Genomic DNA, 22,285 nt, shown 5'->3' with positions numbered 1-22,285 from the left:
GCAACGTCGCATATCCAGCGCCCCATCGTGATGACATATTGGTAAGCTTGCAGGGTTGAACGGCGGGTGAACGGGCTAATATTCGGCCGCCGCAAATTTATCGTGGGATAAGGCGCTTAACCGCGCACGGAGCGCGCAATATTGACAGCTTCTGAGGCCAGCTTAGTCACAGCGGCGTAATTTCCGACTGCGATTTCTGCGCTCGGCGTCAGCCAACTGCCGCCACAAGCCACCACTTTGGGCACTGCCAAATAATCTGCCAGATTAGCGGCGGACACGCCGCCCGTCGGCATAAAGCTCATATCCCGAAATACGGACGTAAAAGCCTTAAGCATCGGCACGCCGCCCGCCAGACCGGCCGGGAAAAACTTCACCGTACGAAGGCCCAGGTTATAGGCTTTCTGAAGCTCACTGGCCGTCATAATACCCGGCAGGATCGGCACGTTTTTAGACTGACAATATTTCACAACCTCTTCATCCAAACCCGGAGAGACAACAAATGTCGCGCCGCGTTTAATCACCTCTTTAGCGTGATCCAGACTGAGCACTGTGCCTGCACCTGTAATCGCGTCCGGGCAGTCTTTAGCAATCGCCTCAAGACAGTCCATAGCCGCGTCAGTGCGCAGGACCACCTCGACCACGCGCAGACCGCCATCGACCAGGGCCTGAACCGTTTTCTTGGCCAATTCTGTATCGTCAGAGTGAATAAGCGGAACAACAGGGGCTTTTTTAAGGGCGACGAACATAATTTTTCCTCAGGCCGGGCCGGGAGTTTGGCCCTTTTAAACATCAAATGAGAAGAGCATAGGCTCCGCAAAATCCACGGCATCATGTCTAAACCTGAGCTGTTTCGCAAGGGTCATAAGTGCTGTTAAAGAACTCCGCGCCATACCGCCGTATTGCCAAGCCTATATGCAATTTCTGAAGCCAAAAGCGATCCACAGCTTATTGTCAGGCAGATTGATCATCCCTTAGCGCAACGTCAAATCGCGCTCATGTGGCGCGAAAGCTCGCGATGGGTTTAAAGTTCGACACGATTGGCGGCGTGTTTGAAAATATAGCCAAGATCATAATGGACTAGGCAGGATATATAAATATCTCAAACTTACCGTAACCTAGTCTATCAGCGCCGCCATCTAAGCCTTCGCAAACGTAATCCCAAAACCCAACCGGACGCCGATACCGGCCATTAAGACGGCAGGCCGGACAGCACCTTAAGAGGAATTGGGTTTTATTTTTAAGGCGGGAGCCGCCGCTAAATAATATGGCTATTGTACGGGAAATTAGAATGGGTGTTATTGAGATTTTAATGACCTAAAGTTAAACTCTCAATCACTACATTATTTATTGGGGTATTATCAATGTTGGCCGGATTATTTCATAAACAGTATGAGGGGCTAACACTATCGCGCAGTTTGCGTCTTTGGACTGCCTTATGCGTAATTATCTTACCCGCAATATTGTTAGCAATTGTTATCGTCCAGCCTTGGGTCAATCCGAAATGGATGTTTTTTGATGCGCTCACAGCAGCTGAGTTTTCTGATGATTGCTGCCATATTTATTACGGCTTCATTTCGAATTTGGGAATATTTCTGTGGATTTCCACAGCGGCGATAGCATTGTTTTCGGCGCTCATCTTTTTCCTTAACCCCCGCTTGAAACCTTTTTTTGGATTTGCCTTATCCTCAGGCCTTCTATCGGCATGGCTGGGTCTGGATGACGCGTTTCTTTTGCACGAAGTCGCTTTTCCGGAATTAGGCGTCCCGCAATTATTTGTTCTGTTTATTTATGTCGCGCTGGCGGGTGTATACGGCCTCATTTCTTTGCGGGTCATTATGTCAGCTGAATTCTGGATATTAGTGTTGGCCGCAATAGGCGTGGGCACGAGTCTCGGTTTGGATACGCTATTGCACAGTATTGAAGACAACATCGTCATTATGGAAGACAGCGCAAAATTTTTCGGAATATTTAGTTGGTTCACCTTTCATGCTGTAACGTTAGCCAGAATATTTCTCACTAAATATTCAGACCCGGCAGCCCGCCTTAACTCTTCCGGATGAAATTCACGCGCCATTTAATAGGCTATGCCCCCGTTAAAATTCTAGCCATGCTATGCTCCTTCGGGGGAATATACTTATATACACGCCTTTTAAGCCCTGAAGACTATGGACGCTACGCGCTTATGTTTTCTGTCATGGCCCTGATCCATATGCTCAGCCTGACATGGGTCGAGGCCTCATCTTACCGCATGGGCGGTGAGTATAAAACGGCCTCGGATCGCGCCAATCATTTTCGCACAGCGACCACTCTTATGCTTGCCTCGTTGGGCGTTACAGCTCTGCTGTTGACGGTTTTGTTTTTCTTTAGCCGGAACGCTGCTGAATATCGAAATTTTATTCCATTCATGGCAGTGATTATGCCGCTCAACACCCTGATTAAAATTGCCATGGAGGCCCACCGCGCTCAACAGAATGTGAAGCGGTTTATGCTTTCGGCTATGGCAAAGCTCGCCATTGGTTTTAGCGTCGGCGTGTTATTGGCATGGAAGTCGGGTTTAGGCGCTTTGGCTCCTTTTGCAGGACTGGCCACCGGGGCCGTCATTCTGGCCTGCGTCGAAGGACGGTGGGTTTTAGCGCAGGCGTTGAAAGGCCAAACAGAGTCTAAAACCATGAGACGCTGGATGGCCTTTGGTATTCCTGCGGCATTTGCTTTAGGGCTTGATCTAATGCTGTCTTCTGCAGATCGGTTTTTAATCGCTTATTACATGGGGGAGGCCGCCGTCGGGAGTTATGCTGCAGGGTATGGCGTTGCAGACAAAACCGTTGTGTTCTTGATATCGTGGATTGCAATGGCCGGATCACCCCTTCTTATGGAAGCTTTCGAAAAAGGCGATCAAGCCCTTCTAAATAAGCGCGCAAAGGATTTTGCTATATTAATTCTGGTTGCCGGCTTACCGGTCGCAACGGGCATTGCCTTAGTGGCGAACCCTTTAGCCGATGCTATGATAGGCGAGAGTTTACGCAGTTCTGCTAAATCTATTATCCCTTGGATCGCATTTTCAGGGCTGCTCAATGGTGTTCTCGCCTTTTATGTTTCTGAAAGTTTTCATCTTGTCAAAAAGATGCGGCTCAAAGCCGTATTGATGATATTTCCGTTGGCTTTAAATATTATCTTAAATGTGATGTTAATCCCCATATACGGCCTTATGGGCGCGGTAAGTGCGACGCTCATATCCTATATTTTTGCCGTTATTCTTGTCGGCGCGATTGGGAGGAAGCATGTAGCTTTGCCCATTCCGTTTAAGGAGGCGGCGTTAATTATGATGGCCTGCGGCGCTATGTATCCTGTCAAATTTATAGCCCTGGGGTTTGGCCCGTGGGTTGATCTTTTTGCAATGGCCGCGTGCGGCGCCATTATTTATACCGTAATTATTGGAAGCTTCGATATTGCAGGCGTACGGGGATGGGCGCGAAAGACTTTGGGCGCTGCGGCGTGATATAGACGGTTTATGAAGCGCTCGCCGGCTCAAAACCTGTTCGCTGCCGCCAATGTTTTACAAAAGGGCGAATAATTTTATTCGTATAAACACCGATAGCAGGGAGTGGATCTGTTATATCAAAAATTGCGTGATGAGAGCGCGCGGCGTCCCGCATGGCGCCGGTCAAACGGCTGCCGAATTCCCGCAGGGAGATCTGTTTGCTTTTCAAGAGCTGGGCTAAAAGCGTCAGCTCCCCTTTTGTCCAGACATATTCCACCCCTGTCGGTAAGCTCCACGGATCGTTAAAACCGCTAGGGGCCGTGCCGTGCGCCATAGACAGCCCCCAAAGGCTGTGGGGCAGTCCCCCGCATTCCGCGAGGCGGGCAAGGCTGACGCGAGGGTTAATTTCCATAAATGTGACGTCGCCCGTATTGGGGTCGACAATATATTGCAGGCAGCCGGTAAAACTGTAATTCATGGCTTTGACAAGCGTTTCAACGGACTGGCGTATAATAGGGTTGGGCTCTACGGTGATGCCATATGTCGTATAGCCCGTGCCGTCATTTTCATGGGTGCGTCCTGCCCTGATCTCCAAAGCGCCAAGCAGGCGTCCCTCATAAGCTGAATAAATCACGCTATGACGCGGACCCGAAACATAGCGCTGCATTAAAAGTTCAGGGTGTATGTCAGGCCAATGCGGAAACTGTGATTTAAAATCCTCAGCTGTTTTTAGAATAAGCGCTTTCCGGTCAAATATATAGGCATCAACTTTTGACGGTTTCAAGATGAAGGGATAGCCGATTGTCTCTAACGCTGTTTCGATATCTGCAAGACTGTGAACCGCCGCATAAGGGGCAACCGGGCCATTAAGGTCACGGCAAAGATCAAACATAGCCGTCTTGTCAGACGCCAGGCTAATGATCCCGCGATTGGGTAAAATGAGAATAGCCTGACTTTCGAAAAAATCTCTATGGCGGGTCACAAACCGTATACTGGCTTCATTGACGGGCTGGATGGTATCAATTTCGGGGTGTTCTAACAGCCAGTCCCGCACGCGGGGAAAGGCTTCATCTGTTCCCGGCTCAAGCGGCTCATGCCAGAAACTTCCGGTTAAATAACGCGACCATTCCATATAATTGCTATATATCGACACGCCCGCAAATACAGCGTGACCCGCTTTGGCCATAGCTTTCATGACCGGGAAGGCCATCCGTGCGTCCCCCAGTATCAAAATATTATGCTTGGATTTTAACGCCATTCTATGTCCGTATTCAGAGCCCGTAGATATCCTTTTGCAGAGGATCGCGCGCCGACTTCAGTGGCAAGAATTTGTTCGGAGCGCCGACGCGTTCTTGAGAGAATGGATGAAAGTTTCCCCGGCAGGGATTTTTCAGCAAACCGCCATGCCTGCCCGCACGCCTGCTGCATGTTCCTGCGTTTGAAGGCGGCGGTAACTATTCCCGTTTTCAGCAAGCTGTGATGATTAGAGACATATTTTTTGTAATGATCCCCCTCAATCCCGGAATCATAAAATGTCATGCCGTTAATTTCTAAATTCTTGAGAACAAAATGCGTTAGCAAACTTCCCGGGGAGTATTTTGAATATTGTGTGTCATAGGCCACAATCCAGCCATGCAGCACATTATGGCTTTGAAGGTTTAATTCAGCCGCCGCAAGCTTCCCATCAACATACAGACTGGATAGACGCGTTCTGAGGCCCTCGCCGTCCAATGCGTGCAGGCGATCAAACATAGCGCTGACCCAAGGGGGATTGAGGACATCATGCCGCCCGGTGGCTTTATATTGCGCCCGTTTCATCATGATAAGACGGTCAAAAGTTTCAGGTCGTCTGTCATCAAATCGAAATTCGACTTCGGAAAAGTCTTTTTCTAATTTACGGCCCAACCGCCTTATACGTTTATAAAAAGACGGATAAGTCTGCCTTTGAGTATCTAGAAATGTTTCCCACCCCTGTGTGAGATCTGACCCATTGGTTTGAATAAGTCTTAAAATATTGGATTGCGGTAGTTCAACATGAGTTAAGCCGGATGTCATAAAACTATGAACGTGTTCACCCGCTAAAAATGCGGGCAAGTCCAGGGAATAGTCGCTGCGCCTGACCGGGCCGTTTCGATCTGAAAACGGGCCCCCAATACCTCTTCCCTTGCCAAAAGAACTCAAATGCATAGGCCAGTAAAAGCTTAGGCCGTGGTCATCCTCCCCTATAAAAACATTAACATCTTCACGCACATCTCCAACAATTTTGAAAAAGTCAGGGGCAAAAAACGGGCTTCGATATGCCTTTTGCCTGTTTCGGATATCATCCATTTCACGCCAAAACTCTGATGGAATGTCTGAAACTTTAAATCTATGTATTTTGTTTACCATTACCGCTTAGCCGAAAATTGTAATTTTGATGTTAGACCCAATAAGATAGCCGAAGTCGCTTAAGATTGATTTAAATTGCTATAAATTTTGGGTTAAGATTATTATTCAGGATTGGCTGAATTTTAACGCTATAAAATAGAAATGAAACCAAACTTCATAAACATCCTAATCGTGCTCTCATTACATAGATAATCTTGTGAGCGTGCAGATTATTTTAGATCTCATGCTGTAGAAAACATAAGCGCTATACGGTTATGTCAAGCTGTCAAAACCCCTATGGTGAGAGGCAGTGGTTGGCGCATAATCGTCTACAGTCTTAATCAAGCTTACTCCTAGTGAAAGTGGTGCGTATCGCTACTTCTTGAAGAAGGCTTTGATGCTTAATACAAGGAATTGGGTATTTGTAATGGCGTATCTCTTACCCAGACGGCGCGGCTCTTGTAAAAGACGGAAAAACCATTCCAGACCATAATTTTGCATCCAGTTGGGCGCACGCTTTGTTATTCCGGAAATGACGTCAAAGCTGCCGCCTAACGCTATAGTGAGGTTAACGCCTAGTTTATCCAAGTTTTCTTGAATAAAATATTCCTGGCGGGGCACGCCCATCGCGACGAAGAGTATATCGGCTCCGCTATTTCTGATCCTGTTCACACGGTTTTCAGTCTCGTGATCGTCAAAATAGCCATCGCTTTTGCCGGCTATTATAAGGGCGGGGTTATCGGCGAGCAATTGACGCTCCGTCTTGTTCAAGACGGCATTGGTCGCACCTAATAAATATACCGTTTTACCTGAATCCGCTGCAATTTTGGTGATCTTTTGACACAGGTCAATACCGGGAATTCGCTCTGGCAAAGGGTTTCCGAGGAGACGGGACAGCCAGATAATGGGTTGTCCGTCTGCAACCGTCACGGTCGAAGATTCAATGAAACGTTTAAGTCGTTCATCAGACCGTATCATCATTAAAATCGCAACGTTAACGGTTACAATATAATGGGTGTCGGGACTGTTTAAAATGCCTTCTGACCATTGCAATACGTTTTGTTCGGTTACTGCGTTAAACGAACAATTCAATATGTTTTGAGTTTTAGGCTTTTTCAAATCCATTATGATTCCGGCATAGACTCTTTGATAAGTATCGCATCAATCAGGAACTTTGCGGCCCAATTTGGATAAGCCAAAGGTGTATAGCCTCCCCAAATTGGCTGTGATCCTTTAACAGCTCCCCGAATATTTTTATTTCTCGAATTTACATTATGTCTCCTTATGACATAATCCAATGCAGCACCGGCTTTGTCATTTAGTGTAGTGTAATTAAAATATTGACTCATCTTGAACCATATAATTGCCAATTGGCAATTTCCTGTGAGGCATGAGTAAGCATTATAGGGTATGCCCGCTTCACTAACCCGGCCCGGGATGAAACCTGTTTCATCAACATATTCCGCCATATAAAGCGCTGCTTTGAGAGACGCGGAAAGAATACGCTCATCTCCTAATAATAGTCCGCCTTCAAAAAGTCCTCTGATCGCATATGCGATTGTATGGGTGTGAGGCGCATGTCCTTTTTTAAAGCTACAATTTCTAAATAGCCCAATATCTGTTTGTTGTGAAATGGCCCAATACAAATTCTGTCGAGCACCCATATCAAACCCTTCATGAGGGAAAGTTTTGTGATATTCCAATAAGGCCCATGCGACGCGTGTGTTATAGGTATGAATATTGCTTAGATGGGTATGTTTCCGCCAGACTCCATCTTTATCGAGTTGACTTGTCAACCAGTCAGCAGCTTTTTGTGAGGCAAGTTGGAATTTTATATCACCCGTTTCCCTATAGCATCTCAGCAACCCAAACAGCACCTGACCTGTATCGAAGACGATGCCGCGGAGATCATTAAGCCTGTTATTTGGAAATGACCCGTCTTGGTTTTGCATAGTGAGAAGCCATCGACCAATTCGCTCGGCTCTAATGGATGCGTCCGCATCATCATAAGCAGTTGCAATGTCATAAAAGGTTTCAACGATATAACCGGATGTTTCCACGTAGCTCGGACGCCAGCCAAAACCATAAGCCCGAAAAGGGTATCCCCTAAGGTAATAGCCATATCCAACACCGTCATCCGGAGTCGCGTCATGGGCTCTTTTTAGCCAATTTATCGCGGCGGATTGATGCATTTGCAGACCAGCCATAGGTGATGTTTTGCGCAACAGGCCATGTGTGAAAACGGTTGGGGGCTTATACATCATATTAATTTTGCCTGTTAGCGGCTTCTCTTTGAACATAAATACATGGCTCAATGGATAGCAGGGCCGCAAAAGCGAGCCCGCTCGGCCTTGTATTATATTTAAAGGCTATAAAGATATAAGGTGTATTAATAACGACACGATTGAAAAATATTCAATGTCGGCCATTCGCGATATAGGTTTAAGTAACGATATGACAGGGTCTCAAAGGTTTATTCGCGACTTACAAAGTCGATTTGGCGGCTTATTGGATGCGAAAACGAACATTCAATGCTCTATTCGAAAATTGCGCAAAAGACCGTTTGAGCCGGAATTTGAGATATTAAAAACTCTATATCCTAAGGGGCGGTGCGCAATTGATGTCGGAGCGAACCGCGGGCAGAGTATTGAGGCTATCCGCCTCTACCACGCATCAGTTCAAATCAACGCATTTGAGCCCAGCGCCCCTTTATTTAGAAAGCTCGTCACCCGCCACGGGGTCGATAATAATTTAGCCTTACACAATATTGGTCTGGGAAACCGGACTATGTCCGCCGAACTTTATGTGCCGTATTATCGAGACTTTATGTATGATGGATTGTCATCTTTTTCCGAAGGTAGGGCATCAAATTGGTTAAACCCAGACACTGTTTGGAGATTTAAGCCTGAGCTGCTCAGGGTCGAAAAACATCCATGTCATATAAGCGCTTTGGACAAGTTTTCTTTTAAACCCTTTTTTCTTAAAATACATGTGCAAGGTTTTGAATTGGATGTACTGCAAGGCGCAAAACATACAATACGCTCTCATTTTCCAGTTTTGCTCATGGCAAATAATGAAGATGCCGACCTTTGGCTTCGCGCGAAGGGTTGGACTCAATATGCCTATTTCGAAGATAAATTACTTGAAATGAAAGTAAACGATTTGAACCTTTATAATTGCGTCTATTTGCATTCTCAAAATCCAGACCATCGCGGCATTGTGGAAGCCCTTAATTGAGGGAAGGCTATACAAGTAGCTAACCTGCTTAGACGAATATTAATGCAGCGCGGAAATCGCTTTAAGCGGCCATAATATCCGAACATAGGGTCTAATAGAGCTCAGAGGCGCTTAATATTTATACGGGCACCGCACATGTTAAACCGCTTTTGACAGATTCTAACCGTCTAATCCGCTGACCGTATGACCTCTAAAAAAGCCGGTCCGAATTTCTCGAATTTGACATGACCAACTCCGGACACATCAAGCATGGCGTCCGGATTATCGGGACGTTTTTGCGCCATATCGATTAGAGTCGCGTCTGTGAAAACAATATAGGCAGGCTTTCCAAGGGCGCGTGAAATTTCCATGCGCTTTAATTTAAGACGGGACAAAAGCTCTTGATCTCGCTCTGATAATGCATTTTGGGCCGCGCTTTTAATACGTTTATTATTTGTGCGTTTATCGGGCTTGCTCGCCACAATCGCTTTGCACTCAAATGTCTCATGTCCGCCCAGCACGGCGCGGCCTTTATCGGTAACCGTCAGCGCGCCAAAACGTTCAATATCCATATCAATATGGCTGCTGGCGAGCGCTTGGCGGATCAGGCCTTGCAGATAGGGTGATCCGCAGGCCTTCGCCTGACCATACCCCTTGGTGTCCTGATGGCTAAATTGGCGCACGCGCTCTGTATCCGCGCCCCGCGCAACGGCAATAATATGGGCTTGCCCAAAGCGCGCGCCCGTGTCCTCTATTGTCGTCAGAACATGCTTTAGCGGCTCGGTCGCGTCGACCATGACGGGCGGATTGTCACAATTGTCACAATTCCCGCAAGGCTCCGCAGCTTCGCCGAAATAAGCCAGCATAACCTGGCGGCGGCAAGTCGAGGCTTCGCAATAGGACAAAAGCGCGTCGAGCCGCCGAAGCTCTCTGCTTTGATGATCCGATCCGGCGCCGTCATTCATGATAAATTGCCGCCGCATGCGCACATCATCAAGGCCGTAACATAAAGCAGTCAACGCCGGCGCGCCGTCCCGGCCTGCGCGGCCAATCTCTTGATAATAAGCCTCCAGCGAACCGGGTAAATTGGTATGGTAGACAAACCTAATATCCGGTTTATCAATACCCATGCCAAAGGCGATGGTCGCGACGATCACCAGACCGTCTTCAGCCATAAACCGCTCTTGGGTATCAAAGCGAAGCGGCGCGTCCAGCCCGGCATGATAGGGTAAAGCCTTATGCCCGGCAGCGACCAGATGCGCCGCAAATTCTTCGGTGTTTTTACGCGACAGCGCATAAATAATACCGGACTGTCCGCGAACGCCCTCCATAAACCGGGCGAGCTGTAATTTCCGGTCGGTTTTGGCATTGATCGCGAGCGACAAATTAGGCCGGTCAAATCCCTGCACGACAATTTGGCCGCGCCCGTCAAATAAAACTTTGGCAATATCATTTCGCGTTGCCTCATCCGCCGTCGCCGTAAAGGCGGCAATCACCGCACCCGGAAACTCGGTTTTAAGTCTCTCAAGCCGGGCATATTCGGGGCGAAACGCCGGACCCCATTTGGACACGCAATGCGCCTCGTCAATAACAAACATGGCGGGCGAAAGGCTCTTCATGGCCGACATCATACGCGGCGTCATCAGCCGTTCGGGCGAAAGATACAGCAGTTTCGCCTGACCGGATGACACACGCCGCCACTGCGCGACATTGACCTCGCGCGGTTGCCCGGAATGGATACAGGCTACGTCCACACCATTGGCGCGCAGGCCCGCGGCCTGATTATCCATCAGGGCAACAAGAGGCGACACCACGACACTCACCCGGTCAAACAGCAAAGCCGGAACTTGGTAACACAGCGATTTACCCGCTCCGGTCGGCATCACGGCAAGAACATTTTGCCGCGCCATAATCTGCTCGATCACCCCGTCCTGCCCGGGCCGGAATTTATCGAATCCGAATGTCGATTTAAGGATAGAGCGGGGCGGTGTCATAAGCAGGAGATGGCGCGCGGCGAACAGGATGTAAAGTCAGGGTTTAGGGGGTAATTGCTTTTATAATTTCTATAGCGGTCATAGCGCCGCGCGTGAGAAGACAACAAGTCCGTACGTACGACTAAAAAATAGGAAGGACGTTTCGCCTCGCGAACCCATGGTGGAGCCTAGGGGAGTCGAACCCCTGACCTCTTGCATGCCATGCAAGCGCTCTACCAGCTGAGCTAAGGCCCCTAAGGTGTTCCGGCTAAGCCGGAAGCGCTTCGGAGAAGCTTAAAAAATCATGACAAGAGGCGTTAAAGCCGCTCGTCTTGATTTAAGCGCGCCTTCTAATAGAGGGCCGCACGCGGCGCAAGCGGCAATAACCGCTTGGCCGAAATAATGAAAAAAGAGCTAGATTTCGATTTCTTCGTCATCAATGTCGTCTTCATCATCATCGTCGTCATCGGTCGGTAGAACCGTGTCTTCGTCACTGACCAAAGCCGCATCTGCATCTTCTTCATCATCATCGACTTCGTCACTGCTTGAAAAGCCGTCCATATCCGGTTTGCCGCCGGAATCTTCGTCATCATCATCGCCGCCAGAGATTAATGCCGCGTCATCACCGTCAAGCTCAAGCTCGCGGGCTTCATCTTCGGCCTCGTCTTCATCGTCATCGTCATCAGAGGATTTTGATTTAGACTTTTCGTCTTCATCATCTTCGTAATCATTGCCTTCAAAGGGTTTTGCAGCTGCACTGCCCGGCGCGACTGCGGCCGGGTCAAATGTATAAGCGCATTTCGGGCACACTGCCGGATTACGCGTCAGGTCGTAGAATTTGCTTTCGCACTCCGGACAAGTCCGCTTGGTTCCCAAATCAACTTTGGCCACAATAATATCCTTTTTCTCGGGGCCGCCTCATGCGCCGCTTTAATCACCTATGCTTTGCCATAAAGCGCCGCTTTGGGGTTGTCAAAAGGGGCATGGCGAGCCTAAACACCCGCTTGCTTAGCGCCCAAACCCTATGAGTCAACCGACAAAAACTGTGACAATGACATTACCTAAATTTCGCGCGCAGCGCGGCCAGATAACAAACTTTGACGCCGATAAGGCGCAAAGCGTGTGCGGCGGAGCTTTGCAAGGCCATGTTGTGGCGCCAGGCGATAAATCCATATCCCACCGCGCGATGATTTTCGGCGCGATGGCCCGCGGCACAACGACGGTTTCCGGCCTGCTTGAGGGGGCAGATATTATGTCCACGGCCGGGGCGATGCGGGCCTTTGGCGCAGATATCGTGCGGGCCAAAGACGGCGTTTGGAGCATTAAAGGCCGCGGCGATGCAGGATTTAAAAGCCCGCAAAACCCTGTCGATTGCGGCAATGCCGGAACGGGCGTGCGCCTGATCATGGGCGCCGCCGCCGGTTATCCGGTCACGGCGCGCTATGTGGGCGACGCCTCACTGTCCTCGCGTCCTATGGGCCGCGTGACCAAGCCCTTATCGCAAATGGGCGCAAAGATCAGCTCTGATAACTCAAATGACCGCCTCCCTCTTACAGTCATTGGGACGTCAAACCTCACGCCGATTAGCTATGCTCCCCCTATCGCCAGTGCGCAGGTGAAGTCCGCAATTCTTTTGGCGGCGCTAAATGCCAAGGGCACGAGCAGTATTACCGAAGCGCATATGACGCGCGATCATACGGAAAATATGCTACGGGCCTTCGGCGCAAAGCTGGAACAAATCCCAAATGGCGATGGCCAGATCGTGCGCCTGTCCGGCCCGCAAGCTCTGAGCGGATGCCACGTCACCGTACCGGGCGATCCCTCCTCAGCAGCATTTCTGATCGTTGCGGCGCTGATATCGCCCGGATCTGATATTGTCATCGAGAACGTGATGATGAACCCATCACGTACAGGTCTGTTCGAAACGTTGGTGGAGATGGGCGGCCATATTATCGCCGGCAATTTTCGCATCTCCGGCGGTGAAGTCCTGGCGGATCTGCACATCAAATATAGCGCGCTTTACGGCGTAGATGTTCCGCCGCGCCGCGCCGCGTCCATGATCGACGAATATCCCGTATTGGCCGTGGCTGCCGCCTTTGCCCATGGCCCGACTGTCATGGACGGCATAGGCGAGCTTCGGGTGAAGGAAAGTGACCGTATTTCCGCAACGGCAAACCTGTTGTCCGTCATTGGCGCAGATGTGACAGAGCTAAAAGATGGCCTGACCGTAACCGGCACAGGCGGGAAAACCCTCCCGGGCGGCGCGGTAGTCACCACACATCATGACCACCGCATTGCGATGAGCGCGCTGATCGCGGGGCTGCGCTGCAAAGCCCCTGTTGCCATTGATGACGCATCGATGATCGCGACGAGCTTTCCCAATTTTTTTGATCTGTTTACCGGTTTGGGCGCTGCTATGACGCAACCCACATCATGAGCGTTATTGCCATAGACGGAACGCTGGCGAGCGGTAAAGGCACGCTAGCTAAATGTCTGGCGGCGCATATGGGCCTGCCGCATCTGGATACAGGCAAGCTGTACCGCGCGGTCGGCTACGCCCTGCTGAAAGCGGGGCACAGTCCCGACAATGCCGGCGTTGCCATAGCGGCGGCGCAGCGCGTCAATCTTGATCTGCTCTCTGATCCGGCGCTTCTTCACGACGATGTCGCCAGCGCGGCGTCCAAAGTTGCAGTCATTCCCGGCGTGCGGGCGGCCTTATTTGACGCGCAAAAGGCCTTTGCCGCGCAAGATGGCGGCGCGATTTTAGACGGGCGTGATATCGGCACGGTGATCTGCCCGAACGCCGATGTGAAGCTGTTCATTGACGCTGATCCCGAAGAGCGCGCGCGCCGCCGCTATGACGAGCTCATCAGCCTCGGCAAATCTGCGGATTATGACACCGTGCTCGCGCAGCTCAAAGAACGTGACCTTCGCGATTCCACCCGCGCTGATGCCCCGCTAAAACCGGCCGATGACGCGCACATTATTGATACGACTGATTTATCTCCCGATGACGCTTTGGCCCGCGCCATAGTTTTGGTAGAGGCAATTATTGGCTGATATACGTTTGACGCCGCATCAAATTCAGTGCAGTCTGTATGTCCATAAAGGGAGGAGATCATAATGGATCCAATGAGTTTATTAGTATTTTTGATTGTCGGCGGTATCGCAGGCTGGCTTGCGAGCTTGATTGTTCGCGGCGGTGGATTAGGCATAATCGGCAATGTCGTTGTCGGCATTGTCGGTGCGTTCATTGCCGGTTTAGTGCTACCCATGGTCGGTTTGGTCATTGGCGCAGGCATTATCGGCTGGATCATTCATGCCATGATCGGTGCAATTATTTTGCTGCTATTGGTACGTTTGGTTAAACGCGCATAAACTGCACTTTTAAGACTATAACCCGCAAATAAGTCGCGGGAATGAAAAAACCCGCCGCGATGACCATCGCGGCGGGTTTAATTTTGTCTGATCCGCGGGAGGCTAAGCGGCTTCGGCGGCCAGATTACGCAGCACATAATGCAAGATGCCGCCATGTTTGAAATATTCATGTTCATTATCGGTATCGATACGCACATTTGCGGTGATGGTTTTTGTCTTGCCGTCAGGGAAGGTGATATTCACGTCCAGCGTACCGCGCGGTTTTAAGCCTTCAATGCCGGTAATCGTCACGGTCTCGTCGCCTGTCATCCCCAGATTGGTCCAGCTGTCGCCCTCTTGGAATTCCAGAGGCAGAACGCCCATTCCGATCAGATTAGACCGGTGAATCCGTTCGAACGATCCGGCAATGACGGCCTTAACACCTAACAGGATTGTGCCTTTGGCCGCCCAGTCCCGCGAGGAACCATTGCCATATAGCGTTCCGGCAAAGACCACGAGGTCTTTGCCGGACGCTTTATATTTCTCGGCTGCATCAAAAATACTCATAATGTCGCCTGTCGGGACATATTTTGTAACGCCGCCTTCGGTGCCCGGCGCCATTTGGTTTTTGATCCGGATATTGGCAAATGTACCGCGCATCATAACTTCGTGATTGCCGCGACGTGACCCAAATGAGTTAAACTCGGCTTTGGGCACTTGGTGAGCTGACAGATACTCCCCGGCGGGGCCGTCATGTTTAATCGATCCGGCGGGAGAGATGTGATCGGTCGTGATAGAATCACCCAATAGCGCGAGGATATTAGCGTCTTTGACATCTTCGATCGCGTCCGGCGTCATGGTCATGCCGTCAAAATAGGGCGGGTTACGCACATAAGTTGAGGCCGGCTTCCATTCATAGGTTTTGCCGCCGCCGACTTTAATTTTTTGCCACTCTTTGTCGCCTTTATACAGATCGGCATAGCGCTCCGTGAACATTTTGCGGGTAATGATCTTGCGCACAACAGCGGCAATATCCGCGCTGTCCGGCCAGATATCGCGCAGATAAATCTCATTACCGTCTTTATCCACGCCCAGCGGATCGGCTTCAAAATCATGATGCATAGAGCCGGCCAGCGCGTAGGCGACGACAAGCGGCGGCGAGGCGAGGAAATTGGCTTTGATATCCGGACCGATGCGGCCTTCAAAGTTGCGATTGCCCGATAAGACAGAGCAGCTGACCAAATCGCCGTCAGCAATAGCTTCGGACAGCTCCGGGGCCAAGGGGCCGGAATTCCCGATGCAGGTAGTGCAGCCATATCCGACAACGTCAAAGCCCAGTGTGTTCAGCTCTTTTTGCAATTTGGATTTTTCCAGATATTCGCCAACAACCTGTGACCCGGGTGCCAGTGATGTTTTCACCCAGGGTTTAACCATTAGGCCCAGTTCATTGGCGCGTTTCGCGAGCAGACCCGCCGCCATCATAACGGACGGATTGGACGTATTAGTGCATGACGTGATCGCAGCAATAAAAACATCGCCGTGATCGACGCTAAAGTCGCGGCCTTTAACCTGAACCGCGCTGTCACCTGACGGCGTCTTATTATATTCATCACGCAGGATTTGCGCAAATTTCACATTCGCGCCTTTGAGCGCGATTTTGTCCTGCGGGCGTTTCGGGCCGGAGATCGACGGCACGACGGATGACATATCCAGATGGACAGTATCGGTGAAGGTCGGAACGCTATCATCACGCCACAGGCCTTGCGTCTTGGCATAAGCTTTGACCAGATCAATTCGCGCTTCGTCGCGGCCCGTGGCCTCAAGATATTTCAGCGTGTCATCATCAATCGGGAAGAAGCCGCACGTCGCGCCATATTCCGGCGCCATATTCGCAATTGTGGCCTGGTCTTCGAGAGACAGCGTATCCAGACCTTTGCCATAAAACTCAACGAATTTACCGACAACGCCTTTTTCACGCAGCATTTTAACAACCGTCAACACAAGATCCGTCGCGGTGGAGCCTTCGGTCATTTTGCCTGTCAGCTCAAAGCCGATCACTTCGGGGATCAGCATAGAGACGGGTTGTCCCAGCATGGCCGCTTCGGCCTCAATACCGCCAACGCCCCAGCCCAGAACGGACAGACCGTTAATCATAGTGGTGTGGCTGTCTGTGCCGACAAGCGTGTCCGGGAAGGCGTAGGTTTTGCCGCCCGAGGTTTTTGTCCAAACGGTCTGCGCCAGATTTTCCAAATTGACCTGATGGCAAATCCCTGTGCCCGGAGGCACAACGGAGAAATTATCAAAGGCGCCTTGGCCCCATTTTAAGAAGTCATACCGTTCGCCATTACGCTCATATTCGCGGGCGACGTTTTTGGCAAAGGCGGTTTTCGTGCCGTAATAATCGACCATGACCGAGTGGTCGATGACCAGATGTACAGGGTTAAGCGGGTTAATGGCGGCCGGACTTTTGCCCAGATTGGTCATGGCGTCGCGCATAGCGGCCAGATCGACAACGGCCGGAACGCCCGTGAAATCCTGCATCAGGACGCGGGCGGGACGATAGGCAATCTCATGCGTGCTTTTTTTCGTCTTCAGCCAGTCGGCAATCGCCTGAATATCTTCTTTTTTAACGGTTGTTCCGTCTTCGTGGCGAAGGAGGTTTTCCAGCAGCACTTTGAGCGACTTAGGCAGCTTTGAAATGCCTTTCAGCCCGTTTTTCTCGGCCTGCCCAAGGTCATAATAGGTATAGTCGCCGCCGCGCACTGTCATTGTGCGTTCGCATTTAAAGCTGTCTAGAGAAGCCATAGAAGTCGTCCTGTCATTAAGGGTCTTATTTGGACGCCTTATAGGTGGCGCAGGCGTGAAACTCAATTGACCATATTGTCAGGGGGTGAAGATAAATTTCATAAGCGCCAGCGCGCGACGCATTTCTTGACCAAAAGCAAGCGGCGTGTCTCTTCATTCAGACGCCGGACTTTCCTGTGGGTGCAGCCCTAATCCTTGCCCGCATCATTCATCCGCGATTTCAAATCGGAGTGTTTCAACAGGAACGGCATTTGCGTCAGGATAAAGACAAGCGTCAGCGGCAAAAAGCCAAACAGTTTGAAATATGACCAGAAGTCTTCGGAAAAATTGCGCCAGACAATCTCGTTGACGGCCGCCATCGCAAAAAAGAATAGGCCCCAGCGTATGGCAAAAGTGTTCCACGCCTTTTCGGGCATAGCATAGGCCTCACCCATGAGTAATTTTAACCCATTTTTACCGACTAATACGCCGCCAATGCAAGCAATCCCAAAGAGAATATTAACGATAGTTGGTTTCATGAAAAAGAAAATCGGATTGCCTGTAAAGACTGATAAGCCAACTGCGATAACAATAAAGACCGTTGTCATGCCGAGAATAAGCGATATGCGGCCAATTTTGCGCCACGCATAGATCATCGCAATAACCGCTGCGATCATAAACACGGTGGCGGCTTTAAGGATCGCCGTCTCAGGATCCGCGCCGCGGCGCAATATGGTATAAAGCACAACGTAAATCAGAATGGGACCGTATTCGATCCACATGGGCATAGCGGGTTTAGCGGCTGTTTTAAGAGCTTCAGTCTCGAGCAGGTTTTTATTATCAGTCATAGCGCGGCCTTAGCCTATTGCGCCTAAATTGCGCAAGCCATTAGCGGCATAGTGCGCTGGCTTTGCGGGTCGCCGCGGTAATGCCTTTGAGCGAGAACTCGTAACTGGTGGCCGTGCCGCGTTCCGATACGGCAGAGACGCGCATGACGGAGCCGTTTTTCATGGTTTTGACGAGCTTCGTTTCATCCCCGTCTGATTCGACGAACGCCTCATTCTGCGACACATACATCGGGATTTTCGTAGACCCGACGCGGGCATGGGGCGGGCTGGTGCGTTTAAAGGCGTAACCCGTAATCAAGCTGGGCTGTTCTTTGGCCGCGCCGTTCTGCCAATTGGCGACCATGAAAAAGACCTTGCCGTGATTAACCGCGCGCGGCGATTGCTCGGACGGCATGGCCAATGCGTAGCAAATCCGGCTATTGCCCGATCCGCGCGAATAGACCCGCCAATCAGAATAGGTGGCCTCCAGCTTAGGCTCTTCGGCATGGGCGGCCGGAGCGATCGTAAAGGCGGCGGGCAGAATAAGCGCGGCAAGAGTTAGGCTGCGGATCACAATAGGCTCCATAAATTAAAGTGAACTCTATTGTGTCTTTATGTCGTTAAGACAGCCTTAACCCAAATGAAAATCGCAGCGCATTATTGAGCTGCGGTATTATTTTTTCGACAGGTTTGGCACGTTCCAGTCACTGACCGCCGCCAGATCGGGCCCGCCGGGGCGGACGGGACGGGGTGGATAGCCGCCGCACGATAATGTCCGGTCATAAAGTGTCAGCGCCGCAGCAAGGCTCACATTAATGCAGAACTTCGTTGGAATTTTGACAATATGGGCACAGCGCGCCTGCATCTGCGGCGAGAGCGAGCCCATTTCAGGCCCGAGAATATAGGCGCAATTATTGGGATGCTTGAAACTGGGCAGATCGATGCTGTCTTCGGTCAGCTCAATCCCGACCAAAGCGCAGCCTTGCGGCAGGCGCATATCAGCCAGCGCGTCCCATTCATAATAGGGTAGATTTTTTATCGTGCGGGAGGTGTCGGTTTTATTGATCTTGCGCGCATCATGAGCGGCGTTGACGGTAAAGACAAAGCTCGCGCCAAAGGCATTGGCCGTGCGCATCATCGCGCCCAGATTATGCGCTTTGGATATGCCCTCACATCCTATGCCGAAATAGCCGCGCATTATGCGGCAGGCTCTATCGTCCGGCCTTCCGGCGGAATATCGGTCGGGGGCACAAATACGCGGTAGAGCGCATAGACCGAGACCAGCGCGCTGATGACGACAATAAACAGAAACGGTGTTTTGAGCGGCAGAGCGGTAAAGCCAAGCCCGATCAGAATGAAGGTGAATGAATTAACCGAGAGGTTTAACATCACGGCCCCGGCGCTCATCAGCCGCGCGCGGTTTACATCCGGGCTACGGCCCTGAGACATGGCTTGCAGAGGGACCACGAACAGGCCGTTACAAATGGACGCTCCGACCACATCGATTAAAAATCTTTTGGATGCGGGGTCGGCCCAGAAATCATCGAGCGTACCCAGACCGTCGCGCAGCGCGACCGCGCTGTTCAGATAAAGATCAAGCGTAAAGACTGTCACGCCGACAATCCCGATGGCGACGAGGTGCATGGCCTCGCGGCCTTTGGCAAATATAAAACACGATAACGCCCCGATGAGAATACCGATAGTCGAGGCGGCCAGAATGACGATCAGAACCGATTGGTCATATTTCATGACGTCTGCGACATAGGTCGGAAAGGCCGTCACAAATATGGTCGAGAGGCCGTAAAACCAGGCAATGCCCAGCATAGGCCGAAACACCGGCTGGTTGCGCCACGCAAATGTCAGGGCGCTGGCAATCGCAGTGACCGGATTCCAGTCAATCTTGAGCTTGGGCGCGGGCGCAGGCGCTTTGGGCAGGCTCTCGCCCGCAATCCATCCGACAATGGCGAGCGCGATTAAAACAAGTCCGACAATGCGCGGCCCGGTTATCAGGCTGCCCTCGGGAAAGGTTTTGAGCACAAATAACAGCCCGAAGGTCTGCCCCGCTAGGATTAAACAGAACTGGAAACCGGACAGAAGCCCGTTACCGGCGATCAGCTCATCATCGGATAGCCATTGCGGTAGAACCGCATTTTTTGTCGGGGAGAAAAAGGCCGACTGCGTCCCCATCATGACCAGAGTTATCGCCAGAATAATCGGGCTTTCCAGGAAAAACCCGATCGCCGCAATGATCATAATGCCGACTTCGGCGCGCTTGACCCATTTTAAAACGACGCCCCGGTCGACCTTATCCGCGATTTGTCCGGCAATTGTGCAAAATATAAGGAAGGGCAGCGTAAATAAAAGCGCCGCGACTGGCACAACAGAGCCGCGCGGAATATTGTCCGAAAACAGCACGACGCCGCCAAAAGCGACAAGCCCGATCAGCGCTTGTTTGAGCGCATTGTCGTTAAATGTTCCCGCTTGGAACAGCACAAAGAGCGGTAAAAACCGGCGCTGCCCGAATAATTTAATGGCGGTCACTGCGCTCATGATTTGGCTCCGCGGTTCAGGACAATCGACCCGTCAATATGCGAGGCCTGAGCTTCGCGCGCTTCACGCTTAGCACGGGCCACATCATTTTCCACCGTCTTTCCGATATCCGCCGGATTTAACGCGCCCAGATTATCCATATCCAGCATGGCGCGGCTATGGGTTTCAATCTCGGTCTCCAGCCGCGCCATAAAGGCGTCTTTATCAAGTCCGGGCGGAATAGGGTCAAGAAACCTAATCGCGGCCTGGCCGGGATATTTACGCCAGTCGCTTTGGTTCCAGCGCTGCCCGAGATTTGTCGCGGCCGGCACAACGGGACAGCCAAAATCCTTATACATATGGTAGACCCCTTTGCGGTAGCGGTGCTGCGTCCCGATCTGCGACAGATGCCCTTCGGGATAAATCAAAAGACGGCGCCGCTCGCGCTTCACGCGCTCCGCCTCGCGCGTCATTTTCTCGTGCACGTCCGGCCCGCCGCAGCTATCCACGACCACTGCCCCCGCTTTGCGCAGGATCGTCTTAAGCAATGTAAACTTCTCTAAATGGTCGCCCGTGACGAATGAGAGGTCAAAAAATTCGGAGAACATGATGATGCCGTCCCCATAGCTTTGATGTTTAGCCGCAATTATAAAGGCTTCGTTTTGGGGCAATTTATCTTTGCCGCGCACCTCCACATGAATATCAAGCATGACCTCCATCAGAAAACGAATGATTTTGGTATAGACCCACAGGCCCGACATCATCGGCTTACGCCCCGGTATCAACGCCAGCACGGCGCAGATAACCGCAAACACAAATGTCAGACCAAAAAAAACAATTGTAAATAATACGGAATTAATCCGCATCATCGGAAGAGACTGCTCGCTCATATACCCGCCTCCAATACGGCCGTGACAGCGGCCTTAAATTGATCTTTATGCTTAGACAATGGACCGTTAATTTGCCCGTAAGAGCGCGCCAGCCCCGCCTGCATCACGACGCCTAATGCCATGGCGGCTGTTAACAAAGCCGGTTTTTTTACAATGTCGCCGGATGTGATCGCGCGGCGCACGATTTTAGCCGCGGCCTCTGTCGGTGAGCCGCGTTTACCGCCGGCCAAATTCTCAAACCGATGTAAATTAATCAGGTAAAATCGAAACAAATCCCAATCGTCATCGGCTGCGGCGCAATAGCCGTCAATAATGCGCCCGGTCACGACGCTTAGATCACCGCCCGCCGCAGCCGCCGCGATTAAACCCGCCAGACGTTTATGCGTATGCGACATCAGCGCGAAAGCCAGCTTATCTTTGCTGTCATAATGGGCATAGACCGCCCCAAGGGACATATCGGCGCCCGCCGCGATCTGGCGCATAGAGGTACCGTCAACGCCCTGCGCGCCGAACAAACGCACCGCCGCGCGCTCCAGCCGCGCTTTGGGCGTATCGTCAGCCGCGATAACCCCGCGCCCATGATCTGCGCTCTGCGCTACATTATCCATTACCCCGCCTCAGCCTCAGCTTATGAACGAACGTTCGTTCAATATTTAAAGCGATAAACCGCGTGAGTCAATGCGTTAATCTTGGGGTTGGGGAGTTGTGGGGGAGGGTCGGCCTTGGCCGCCCCTTTCTTCCCAAGCAGAATGGTGCCGCAGGGCTCTTGGGTTTACAGGTCATAAGTTTCACCTGTCTTCGTACCAAAAAACGCTTACTTTAAATTTTAATTAGGAAGGAGTTGAAAAATTTAGAAATTCTCCT

At 51.1% G+C, this 22,285-nt stretch carries 20 protein-coding genes and 1 tRNA gene; 6 read left to right on the top strand and 15 right to left on the bottom strand.

Annotated elements, in window-relative coordinates:
• Window positions 1–116 precede the first annotated feature (116 nt).
• A complete protein-coding gene (eda, locus tag H142_RS0105570; protein ID WP_017931120.1) occupies window positions 117–746 on the bottom strand; it encodes a bifunctional 4-hydroxy-2-oxoglutarate aldolase/2-dehydro-3-deoxy-phosphogluconate aldolase in 630 nt (209 codons plus the stop codon).
• Window positions 747–1,460: 714 nt separating this feature from the next.
• Here eda and H142_RS16190 point away from each other — a divergent pair.
• Together H142_RS16190 and H142_RS14515 are read left to right on the top strand one after the other, a co-directional pair.
• Window positions 1,461–2,060: a hypothetical protein gene (locus H142_RS16190; protein ID WP_156811898.1), complete on the top strand. Its 600-nt coding sequence runs from the start codon at window positions 1,461–1,463 to the stop codon at window positions 2,058–2,060.
• Entirely contained in the window at window positions 2,057–3,496 is a 1,440-nt protein-coding gene (locus H142_RS14515) for an oligosaccharide flippase family protein (RefSeq protein ID WP_017931118.1), read from the top strand. The genes H142_RS16190 and H142_RS14515 overlap by 4 nt, the downstream gene beginning before the upstream one ends.
• Before the next feature lie 10 nt (window positions 3,497–3,506).
• Here H142_RS14515 and H142_RS0105555 read toward each other — a convergent pair whose 3' ends face one another.
• The 4 genes from H142_RS0105555 to H142_RS14510 form a co-directional block, all read right to left on the bottom strand.
• Window positions 3,507–4,736 carry an ATP-binding protein gene (locus H142_RS0105555; RefSeq protein WP_017931117.1) on the bottom strand — a complete coding sequence of 410 codons (1,230 nt, stop codon included), beginning with the start codon at window positions 4,734–4,736 and terminating at the stop codon, window positions 3,507–3,509.
• Complete coding sequence (locus tag H142_RS0105550) at window positions 4,727–5,866, bottom strand: GNAT family N-acetyltransferase (RefSeq protein ID WP_017931116.1); 1,140 nt, start codon at window positions 5,864–5,866, stop codon at window positions 4,727–4,729. Before H142_RS0105550 ends, H142_RS0105555 begins: the two co-directional genes overlap by 10 nt.
• Before the next feature lie 354 nt (window positions 5,867–6,220).
• Window positions 6,221–6,970, bottom strand: coding sequence for a WecB/TagA/CpsF family glycosyltransferase (locus tag H142_RS0105545; RefSeq protein WP_017931115.1), 750 nt, complete (start codon window positions 6,968–6,970; stop codon window positions 6,221–6,223).
• Window positions 6,970–8,145, bottom strand: coding sequence for a prenyltransferase/squalene oxidase repeat-containing protein (locus H142_RS14510; RefSeq protein ID WP_017931114.1), 1,176 nt, complete (start codon window positions 8,143–8,145; stop codon window positions 6,970–6,972). The genes H142_RS0105545 and H142_RS14510 overlap by 1 nt, the downstream gene beginning before the upstream one ends.
• A gap of 118 nt (window positions 8,146–8,263) precedes the next feature.
• On the opposite strand from H142_RS14510, the gene H142_RS0105535 reads away from it, so the two are divergent.
• Window positions 8,264–9,082, top strand: coding sequence for an FkbM family methyltransferase (locus H142_RS0105535; RefSeq protein WP_017931113.1), 819 nt, complete (start codon window positions 8,264–8,266; stop codon window positions 9,080–9,082).
• Window positions 9,083–9,249: 167 nt separating this feature from the next.
• Here the strand turns inward: H142_RS0105535 and recQ are convergent, their stop codons facing one another.
• From recQ to H142_RS0105520, 3 genes are all read right to left on the bottom strand, one after another.
• On the bottom strand, window positions 9,250–11,055 hold the full coding sequence (gene recQ, locus H142_RS0105530; protein ID WP_017931112.1) for a DNA helicase RecQ: 1,806 nt from the start codon (window positions 11,053–11,055) through the stop codon (window positions 9,250–9,252).
• A gap of 158 nt (window positions 11,056–11,213) precedes the next feature.
• Window positions 11,214–11,289 (bottom strand) — tRNA-Ala (locus H142_RS0105525).
• A gap of 159 nt (window positions 11,290–11,448) precedes the next feature.
• Window positions 11,449–11,925, bottom strand: coding sequence for an FYDLN acid domain-containing protein (locus H142_RS0105520; protein WP_017931111.1), 477 nt, complete (start codon window positions 11,923–11,925; stop codon window positions 11,449–11,451).
• 160 nt (window positions 11,926–12,085) lie between these two features.
• Here H142_RS0105520 and aroA point away from each other — a divergent pair, with 160 nt between their 5' ends.
• From aroA to H142_RS0105505, 3 genes are all read left to right on the top strand, one after another.
• On the top strand, window positions 12,086–13,471 hold the full coding sequence (gene aroA / locus H142_RS0105515) for a 3-phosphoshikimate 1-carboxyvinyltransferase (RefSeq protein ID WP_156811942.1): 1,386 nt from the start codon (window positions 12,086–12,088) through the stop codon (window positions 13,469–13,471).
• The gene (gene cmk / locus H142_RS0105510) at window positions 13,468–14,094 is read left to right on the top strand and encodes a (d)CMP kinase (protein ID WP_017931109.1); all 627 of its coding nucleotides are present in this window, start codon (window positions 13,468–13,470) and stop codon (window positions 14,092–14,094) included. The genes aroA and cmk overlap by 4 nt, the downstream gene beginning before the upstream one ends.
• A gap of 63 nt (window positions 14,095–14,157) precedes the next feature.
• A complete protein-coding gene (locus tag H142_RS0105505) occupies window positions 14,158–14,412 on the top strand; it encodes a GlsB/YeaQ/YmgE family stress response membrane protein (RefSeq protein ID WP_017931108.1) in 255 nt (84 codons plus the stop codon).
• Window positions 14,413–14,514: 102 nt separating this feature from the next.
• Here the strand turns inward: H142_RS0105505 and acnA are convergent, their stop codons facing one another.
• The 7 genes from acnA to H142_RS14500 all read right to left on the bottom strand — a co-directional run bounded on the left by acnA (window position 14,515) and on the right by H142_RS14500 (window position 22,029).
• On the bottom strand, window positions 14,515–17,196 hold the full coding sequence (acnA, locus tag H142_RS0105500; RefSeq protein WP_017931107.1) for an aconitate hydratase AcnA: 2,682 nt from the start codon (window positions 17,194–17,196) through the stop codon (window positions 14,515–14,517).
• Window positions 17,197–17,384: 188 nt separating this feature from the next.
• Window positions 17,385–18,023 carry an inner membrane-spanning protein YciB gene (locus H142_RS0105495; protein WP_017931106.1) on the bottom strand — a complete coding sequence of 213 codons (639 nt, stop codon included), beginning with the start codon at window positions 18,021–18,023 and terminating at the stop codon, window positions 17,385–17,387.
• Between the two features lie 40 nt (window positions 18,024–18,063).
• Window positions 18,064–18,576, bottom strand: coding sequence for an invasion associated locus B family protein (locus tag H142_RS0105490; protein WP_233341583.1), 513 nt, complete (start codon window positions 18,574–18,576; stop codon window positions 18,064–18,066).
• Between the two features lie 99 nt (window positions 18,577–18,675).
• Window positions 18,676–19,200, bottom strand: a complete 525-nt coding sequence (locus H142_RS0105485) for an RNA methyltransferase (RefSeq protein WP_017931104.1) — start codon at window positions 19,198–19,200, stop codon at window positions 18,676–18,678.
• The gene (locus H142_RS0105480; RefSeq protein ID WP_017931103.1) at window positions 19,200–20,552 is read right to left on the bottom strand and encodes an MFS transporter; all 1,353 of its coding nucleotides are present in this window, start codon (window positions 20,550–20,552) and stop codon (window positions 19,200–19,202) included. Before H142_RS0105480 ends, H142_RS0105485 begins: the two co-directional genes overlap by 1 nt.
• Window positions 20,549–21,421 (bottom strand): lysophospholipid acyltransferase family protein, encoded by an 873-nt coding sequence (locus H142_RS14505; protein WP_017931102.1) that lies wholly within the window; start codon window positions 21,419–21,421, stop codon window positions 20,549–20,551. Before H142_RS14505 ends, H142_RS0105480 begins: the two co-directional genes overlap by 4 nt.
• On the bottom strand, window positions 21,418–22,029 hold the full coding sequence (locus tag H142_RS14500; RefSeq protein WP_017931101.1) for a TetR/AcrR family transcriptional regulator: 612 nt from the start codon (window positions 22,027–22,029) through the stop codon (window positions 21,418–21,420). Before H142_RS14500 ends, H142_RS14505 begins: the two co-directional genes overlap by 4 nt.
• Between the last annotated feature and the right edge of the window lie 256 nt (window positions 22,030–22,285).

The organism is Robiginitomaculum antarcticum DSM 21748 (genome assembly GCF_000365025.1).
GTDB lineage: Bacteria > Pseudomonadota > Alphaproteobacteria > Caulobacterales > Maricaulaceae > Robiginitomaculum > Robiginitomaculum antarcticum.
This window is presented reverse-complemented; position numbering and strand designations above follow the sequence as displayed.